This window comes from Micromonospora sp. DT201 (assembly GCF_049841575.1).
Classification (GTDB): Bacteria; Actinomycetota; Actinomycetes; order Mycobacteriales; family Micromonosporaceae; genus Micromonospora.
In genome coordinates this window covers 33,315-40,519 of the sequence record NZ_JBNCKP010000038.1, presented here as the reverse complement: position 1 = coordinate 40,519, position 7,205 = coordinate 33,315, and the positions used below count along the sequence as shown (strand labels likewise).

The window sequence follows — 7,205 nt, the reverse complement described above, 5'->3', positions numbered from 1 at the left end:
CGGCACTGCAACCGCAGGCACGCGACGTGGAGCCTCCCCTGCACGAGCAGCGGTCTGGTTGGTGAGCGGTCGGATGAGCAAGAAGATGCTGGCCGCTGCGGCTGGTATTGCCGTCGTGGCCGTCGGGTTGCTCGGCGCGTGGCGGTGGGGGCCGTTCGGCGAGGATGAGGCCGTTCCCTCATGTAGTGAGTTGGCTGAAGCCCTGCCGAGCGCCGTCGAGGGGTCATGGACCCTGACACGTGCGGAGCCGAAACGCGAATCCAGCAAGTCTCTGGTCAGCTGCGAGTTCGACTTCTCGTCGGCAGATCGGTCGTATCAGGGCAAGATCGCTGTCAGCCTCACCCACAGCGACGACGAGGCCTACCTGCGCAAGACGGCGACGGAGGGCCCCTGCTACGGCGAGGCGGTTCCGTTCCCGAGCGCCGCCAAGTACCGCGTCGCGCGCTCATGCTCGGAGAAGATCAACGAGAAGATCTTCGCGGGCGTGTTTGTGGCATCCGACGACCGGTACGCGCACGTCTACGCCGACTTCAGCAACCCCGGTTCTGCGGTCGAGCAGCTCGTCGCGTACGCGAATACCAGCGCTCAGAGCATCACTGACCGGGCGATGACGCTCGAGTCCACCGACTAGGAGCACGCCGTGGGCAAGTTGGAGCGCTACTTCGCCGACGTGGCTCGGATCCGGGCCGAAGGCGTCTCCACCAACGGTTGGGTGACGGTCATTCGGGACCACGACGGAGACCTGAAGGTCGCCATTCGGCCCGGGATGCTGCGCCGGTGCAGTCCGGACCAGGTGGCGTCCGAGATCCGCACGGCCCTGCTCGCGGCCGTGGCGGATCACCGGCAGCGGTACCGCCAGCTGCCTGCGTATCGACTATTTCGGCTCGCCCATCGGCGTAGAGCTGTTCACGCCGATCGAGTCAACGCACGGGGAGAGGCACGGAGCATGACCACGGACACGTCGGCCCTGCGGGTCGAATCGCGGGCCCTGGTGGCCTTCGGAGTGGAGCGTTACGAGGACGCCGTGACCTACAGCGCCGTTCGTCGCTATGTCGGCGACGTCGGTGCGATCCCGGTCGCCGCATGGGGCACGCTCGAGGGGATTTCCGACAAGCTCAACCGGGACTGGGCTACGGCCTTGGGTAGCCGGCTGTCCGAGGCGAACATCGCCCGCAACGAGATGGAGCGCATCGCCGACGGGCTGATGCAGATCGCCGCCGACTACGAGGGCACCGAGCTGGACGTCACTACCAACTTCGACGTGTTCAACCGAGACCTGGGACCGTATCTGCCGCTCGGCGACGGCTACGGCAGCAGCGTACGAGTCCGTCCCGGCGGCGCCGGCATCCTGTCCCAACCGCACGACCGCAGACTCCCGGACGACCAGCCAGTGTTGGCCATCCCCGATGGCAACGACCGGCTAAGCGCCACTCGCAACGAGAGACTGCCGCGGACCCGCGAGGTCGAGGAGCCGCTCACCATCGGCAGCACCGATGGCAACAATCTCGGCTTCAGCGGCGGCCGGACCACCTACTACGAGAACGGCGAGGGCGACCAGCTCGACACGTTCATCCACGAACACCGGGACACGCTGCTCCAACTGGAGGCGATCCTGATTGAGCTGGGCACCGGCCAGCCTCTCCCCTTGACCGACCTGATGGTCCATACCTGGCGCTCCGCGCCCAAGGTGATCTGGAACCGGGCCGACCTCGTGCATTCGGCCGCCGGCACCTACGCCGAGCTGCGCGCCGAGATGGACGGCGAGCTCAAGAACCTCAAGCTGTACTGGGAGGGCAGCGCATCGCAGGCCTTCAGCCAGTACGCCGAACGCGCGTTGGCTTATCTGCTTCAGCTCGAGACCCAGACGCGCTGGCTGGCTGAGGAGGGCAAGAAGGCCGCCAGCATGCTGGAAGGCCTCCGCAACGCGTACGCGGGCCTCGGCTACCAGCACATCGGCAAGCTCATCGAAGCCCTCAACGGATACCTCGAGGCCGTCAACGGCCTCTTTTCGTCCTGCTCGAACCCGGAAGCGGCTCTCCTGGCCGTGGTGAAGGATTTCGTGACGTTCCTGTTGGACGCGGAGCGCCGGCACGTCGAAGCCATGTCAGACCTGATCAAGATCGACGAGCAGGAACGCAAGGAACGCCCCGACCTCGGCACCCGCAGCCACAACACGACACCGTTCCCGCAAGCCGAGGTGGGAACTAACGCCTGGCTGGACGGCGGCAGGTGGGCACCCCGCCCAGACCGCCCAGCGGCATAACGCCTCCGTAATTCCGGACTTGTGTCGACGAACCATCGAGGTACTTGCGACTTTCGCTGACTATGCAACATTGCTCGAACCTGCTCGCGATCGCATGGAACGCCAGCGACGATTAGGTCTACCTGCTTCCCAAGGGACCTGGCCCCACACCGTGGACGTCCGGTTGCAGCACCAACTGGGGCGCCCGTTGTGCCAGTTCGGCACCCGGTGCAAACGCCCCGAATTTACGCCTATTCCTTGGATCCGATCCTGCCTGCGGCCTGCTACAGTCGGCCGGCCTGGTGGCGGTCGGCGGGGGGAGACGACGATGGCGAGGCCTTTCCGCGAGGCACTGTCGCAATTACTGAAAGCGCGCTTTCCGATCCTCTACGTAGAATCGTACGAAGAGCATCGGGTGGTCGCGGAGGTGACTGCCGTAGCCCGCGATGCGGCGCTGGTCCGTACCCCCCGCGCCGTCTGGACCTGGTCCGCGACAGAAGGGCTGGTTCAGCTGGACGGTACCCCGAGGAGAGGCACGACGGACCCAGAGGATGCGCTCAACGCCGTGCTTCGGATCGACGAGCCATGTGTGCTCATATTCAGGGACCTGCACACGGCGCACGGGGGTGGCGACAGGCGTGGGAGCCCGGGTGTAGTTCGGCGGTTGCGGGATGTGGCGGCAGCATTCAAGTCCGGCCCGGTCGCGCGAACCCTGGTGCTTATCTCTCCCGTGCTGCGGATCCCGGTGGAGTTGGAGAAGGACGTCACGATCGTCGACTTCCCGCTGCCCAGTGAGCATGAGATCCGCATGGTGCTCGAAGGGATGATCGCGGCCAACTCCGCCAGCGGTCGGATCCGCATCGGCCTGGATGAGGTGGGGAGGGAGCGGTTGGCGAAGGCAGCTCTCGGCCTCACGCTGCAGGAGGCGGAGAACGCGTTCGCTCGCGCGATGGTCAACGACGGTGTGCTCGACCTTGACGACATCGCGGTGGTGCACGAGGAAAAGCGGCAGACGGTACGCAAGTCGGGACTGCTGGAGTTCGTCGATGTCGACGTCGATCTAGCCGACGTCGGTGGTCTGGAAAATCTGAAGCGGTGGCTGGCCAAAAGGGATAGTTCCTGGTTGGCGGAGGCCGCGGAGTACGGGCTTCCCGCGCCGCGCGGCGTACTGATCACTGGCGTGCCCGGCTGCGGCAAGTCGCTGACCGCAAAGGCTGTCGCCGCTAGCTGGGGCCTGCCGCTGCTGCGCTTCGACATCGGTCGGGTCTTCTCCGGGCTGGTCGGATCCAGCGAGCAGAACGTGCGCAACGCTATCCGCACCGCGGAGGCCACCTCACCGTGCGTTCTCTGGGTCGACGAGATCGAGAAGGGCTTCGCCAGCGGCGGCGCCGGTGGTGACTCGGGAACGTCATCTCGCGTGTTCGGCACCTTCCTCACCTGGCTGCAGGAGAAGACAGAGCCGGTCTTCGTCATCGCGACCGCGAACAATATTGAAAGCCTCCCGCCCGAGATGCTGCGTAAGGGGCGCTTCGATGAGATCTTCTTCGTCGATCTCCCGACCATTGCGGAGCGCGCGTCGATCTGGGCCGTGCACATCGCAAAGCGGATGACGCACCCTGCTGTCGGAAGAGACCTGACCGTCGACGACGCACTGCTGAAGGAGCTCTCAGGGCTGAGTGAGGGCTATTCGGGAGCCGAGCTCGAGCAGGCGGTCATCGCCGGCCTTCTCGACGCCTTCTCGGAAAGACGCCCGTTGCGCAAGGACGATCTGGTCCACGGCGTGGTCAACATGGTCCCGCTCAGCGTGACCCAGGCGGAGCGGATCAGCGCCATCCGCGCCTGGGCGAATATGCGTGCTGTGGCGGCCACGGCCGCGGAAGACTGGGACCTTCCTGGCCGTTCCGGGACCACCATTGCGTCCACGGCTCCCACCCAACCCGGCGATGCGCCACCCCCTCACAGTGGTGGAAGATCGGTCGAGTTTTGATGTCGACGACAGGACCGAGGGGAGTGCCACGTTGAGCGTCTCACTGATACTGGTGCCGCTGGCCGTGGCCACGGTCGCCGCCGTGCGCGGTGCCACGGCCAGCCGCGACGAGCGTGGCCGCGTCATCTGCCACGTGCAGACGCGGATGCGGGATGAGACGTTGCTCTCGGCGGCGCTGCGCGAAACCAACGCCGTGGTCACCGCGGACCATCAGCAGATCGTGGCGTCCTGGGACCGCGTACAGGCGACTTTCCGGCGCGGGCCGGACGCGGTGTGGTCTGCGCACCTCACGGGGGACGTCGACGAGCAAGGAGCCGTTGACGTCGTTCGGGCCGTCGACGCCGAGTACGGACGGCAGGTGCAGCGTGCGGTGCTCGAGCAGCTGCGGGAACGCGCACCGGCCGCCGGACTTCGGCTCGAGTCGGAGACCGTCGCCGAGGATGCGAGCGTACGGATGGTGTTTGCTGTCGACGGACGGCCGTCATGACGGAGAAGCCACAAATCGTACTGACCGTGACGAGCGCGGGCATCGTGAGCGCCGAGACCAAGGGCCTCGCGGGAAGCGGCTGCCTTGACTACATCACGATCCTGGAAGATCTGCTTGACGCACGCACCACTGAGAGTGCCTACACCGCCGACTACACCAGAACGAACGTGAATATTCAGGACCTCCAGGAAGAGCGCGATGTCGAACGTGCCTAACGGGCTGTGGACGCCTCCATCGCCTCCCGCCAACCCGGGCGCGAGCCTGCAATGGCGGGTCCTGCACAGCTGGTGGCTCCTGCTCCCGATATTCGGCATGGGCTGCCTCGCCGGAGCAGGCTTCCTATACGTCGGACTGCGCGCCCGCCGGCCAGACTGGTGGATCCCCGGCATCGCCTACACCGTCATCGGTGCAGGCACCCTCCCCTTTTTCGACGACCCGGGCAAGACGACCACCGTGGGCGGCTGGGCCGTCGGCACGCTCTTGGCCATCTGGGCGGCGAGCATCTTGCACGCCTGCCTCATCAACTCGGCGTGGCTGCGCTGGCGGGCAAACTACACTCCCTGGTACGCGCAGCCGACCGCACCACCGCCGACCTGGGCCGGCAGTCCCTACGCCCCGGCGCCCTCCGGGCCATCGCGCTACACGCCGACATCCCCGCCACCGTCGACCGCCAACATCATGCCGAATCCGGCCATCTACTACGGGGCTGGGCCAGCAGCAGTACCAGCGCCTGCGCAGCAGTCGTACGGCACGCCGCCGCAGCCCTCCACGGTCTCGCCAGCCACGGACGGGGGCCCGGCAGCCATCGATGTCAACACGGCCACCTTCGAGCAGTTCGCTGCGCTTCCGCACCTCCACATAGACCGCGTGCACCGGGTGATCGCCGAGCGACAGGCGCGCCGCGGGTTCGGCAGCGTAGAGGAGGTCGCCGGGGTGGCGAATCTTGCACCGCACGAGTTCGCCCATCTCCGAAACCTGCTGACCTGCACACCTCCGCAGTGGCGGCAGCCTGGCCAGGCGCCGCCACCACCCCACGGCCGTGTGCTCGATGTCTGATGACGAACTCGCCCTTCGACCTACCAGCAACTCGGCGGTGGTGTCAGTAGCGAGGTTCCTTGGCTCAACTCAAGCGGAGGGACCGGGCGAGCGAACCGCGGTCTGGGTGCAGGGCTGCGCCATCCGGTGCCCCGGCTGCTTCAACCCGCACATGTGGAGCTTCCGAGGCGGCGAACAGGTAGCAACAGACGACCTAGTGACTCGCATCCTCGAGGCCGACACTGCCGGGCTTACCCTGCTCGGCGGCGAACCGTTCGATCAAGCCGCCGCATTGTCCAAGGTCACTCGCGCGGTACGGAGCGCTGGCCGATCGATCATGACCTTCACGGGATACACCGAGGCGCAGCTACGGCAGGCCATTGAGGCGGGCCGCGGCGATATTGCCGCGCTGCTCGGCGAGACGGACCTGCTTGTTGCCGGACCGTTTCTCCGTGATCGGATCGATACCGTTCGACCGTGGGTAGGCTCGACGAACCAGGAGTTTGTCGTGCTGAGCGATCGGTTCCCGCATCTGTTCAATCCTGTTGGACGGACGCCCGACCGTGTAGAGATAACGGTCGATGCATCCGGCCAGATTGCGGTAAACGGGTGGGCGGAGCTGGAGTTGCTGGACGAGCTGCTCGCCTCGGTAGGCCGGCCCCTACGCTACCGGTGACTTCGGCCAGCGCCTTCCGACCTGCTGCTCACTCCTACTCACGTTCAGGCAGAACGATCCTCGCGTCCCGAGGACGCGCCCCAACATCATTTCGCTAGGAGCTCTTAGGCGACCGGATCGCCGGCAACCGCGTTGTTCCTATCCTCGGGTCTCTCAATCAACCACTTGGACATCTGCCACTCGTACGGCGCGGAGGACTCGTCGAACTTCACACCGAGATCCCTACGGGCAGCGGTGTAGAAGCGGCCTCGCGCCTGACCAGTAGCGCGGACCGCCTCGTTCCATGTCAGGTCACTGGGCTGACCCAAGGCAAGCCGTATGAGGCGGAAGGTCACCTGATGCCACTGCCGGGCGGCTGCGACTACCGCGTCATCGCCCAGCATCAACACTGCTTCCCATCGAGTCGTCCGTTCATCCTCCGCCGTGAGCAGATCTCTTTCGTCGACGTCCCCACCGAACCAGAAGTCATCCTCGTAAACGCCCCGTTTTGCGGCGAGGCGTACCGAGATTGAGATGACCTTCTTGACAGCATGTGCGTAGTCCGAGTAGGCAGTGATCCGCCGCTCATCCCAGCGGGCCGCCTGCTGCCGGCGCCAACGACCGCGCTCCTGTGCCGCCGTCGCGATGTACGTAGCTAGGGCGCCGATGAGAACACCGATGAGGGCGGGCAATTGCAGCAAGAGCGGGCGCACGCCGAATCCAATCTCGGAGACCACACTGAACGTGCTCAGCGTTGCAGGACGGCGCAATCCCAGAGAAGACAGAGATGGGTCAGAGT

Annotated in this window: 8 protein-coding genes; 7 read left to right on the top strand and 1 reads right to left on the bottom strand. The window is 65.8% G+C overall.

What is annotated here, in order from left to right:
- Positions 1-73: 73 nt before the first annotated feature.
- The 7 genes from ACLQ28_RS33580 (at position 74) to ACLQ28_RS33550 (ending at position 6,427) form a co-directional block, all read left to right on the top strand.
- Complete coding sequence (locus ACLQ28_RS33580; RefSeq protein WP_425690276.1) at positions 74-631, top strand: hypothetical protein; 558 nt, start codon at positions 74-76, stop codon at positions 629-631.
- 315 nt (positions 632-946) lie between these two features.
- The gene (locus tag ACLQ28_RS33575; RefSeq protein ID WP_425690275.1) at positions 947-2,263 is read left to right on the top strand and encodes a hypothetical protein; all 1,317 of its coding nucleotides are present in this window, start codon (positions 947-949) and stop codon (positions 2,261-2,263) included.
- Positions 2,264-2,570: 307 nt separating this feature from the next.
- The gene (locus ACLQ28_RS33570; RefSeq protein ID WP_425690274.1) at positions 2,571-4,229 is read left to right on the top strand and encodes an AAA family ATPase; all 1,659 of its coding nucleotides are present in this window, start codon (positions 2,571-2,573) and stop codon (positions 4,227-4,229) included.
- 31 nt (positions 4,230-4,260) lie between these two features.
- Positions 4,261-4,716 (top strand): hypothetical protein, encoded by a 456-nt coding sequence (locus ACLQ28_RS33565; RefSeq protein WP_425690273.1) that lies wholly within the window; start codon positions 4,261-4,263, stop codon positions 4,714-4,716.
- Positions 4,713-4,931, top strand: a complete 219-nt coding sequence (locus ACLQ28_RS33560; protein WP_425690272.1) for a DUF2997 domain-containing protein — start codon at positions 4,713-4,715, stop codon at positions 4,929-4,931. Before ACLQ28_RS33565 ends, ACLQ28_RS33560 begins: the two co-directional genes overlap by 4 nt.
- Positions 4,915-5,772 (top strand): helix-hairpin-helix domain-containing protein, encoded by an 858-nt coding sequence (locus tag ACLQ28_RS33555; protein WP_425690271.1) that lies wholly within the window; start codon positions 4,915-4,917, stop codon positions 5,770-5,772. The genes ACLQ28_RS33560 and ACLQ28_RS33555 overlap by 17 nt, the downstream gene beginning before the upstream one ends.
- Positions 5,765-6,427, top strand: a complete 663-nt coding sequence (locus ACLQ28_RS33550) for a 4Fe-4S single cluster domain-containing protein (protein ID WP_425690270.1) — start codon at positions 5,765-5,767, stop codon at positions 6,425-6,427. Before ACLQ28_RS33555 ends, ACLQ28_RS33550 begins: the two co-directional genes overlap by 8 nt.
- Before the next feature lie 104 nt (positions 6,428-6,531).
- Here the strand turns inward: ACLQ28_RS33550 and ACLQ28_RS33545 are convergent, their stop codons facing one another.
- Positions 6,532-7,143 (bottom strand): hypothetical protein, encoded by a 612-nt coding sequence (locus ACLQ28_RS33545; RefSeq protein ID WP_425690269.1) that lies wholly within the window; start codon positions 7,141-7,143, stop codon positions 6,532-6,534.
- Between the last annotated feature and the right edge of the window lie 62 nt (positions 7,144-7,205).

Excerpts from the sequence above, each read along its gene's own strand:
- ACLQ28_RS33550 (WP_425690270.1), top strand. The coding sequence starts at position 5,765 with ATGTCTGATGACGAACTCGCCCTTCGACCTACCAGCAACTCGGCGGTG.
- ACLQ28_RS33560 (WP_425690272.1), top strand. The coding sequence starts at position 4,713 with ATGACGGAGAAGCCACAAATCGTACTGACCGTGACGAGCGCGGGCATC.
- ACLQ28_RS33580 (WP_425690276.1), top strand. The coding sequence starts at position 74 with ATGAGCAAGAAGATGCTGGCCGCTGCGGCTGGTATTGCCGTCGTGGCC.
- ACLQ28_RS33555 (WP_425690271.1), top strand. The coding sequence starts at position 4,915 with ATGTCGAACGTGCCTAACGGGCTGTGGACGCCTCCATCGCCTCCCGCC.
- ACLQ28_RS33575 (WP_425690275.1), top strand. The coding sequence starts at position 947 with ATGACCACGGACACGTCGGCCCTGCGGGTCGAATCGCGGGCCCTGGTG.
- ACLQ28_RS33570 (WP_425690274.1), top strand. The coding sequence starts at position 2,571 with ATGGCGAGGCCTTTCCGCGAGGCACTGTCGCAATTACTGAAAGCGCGC.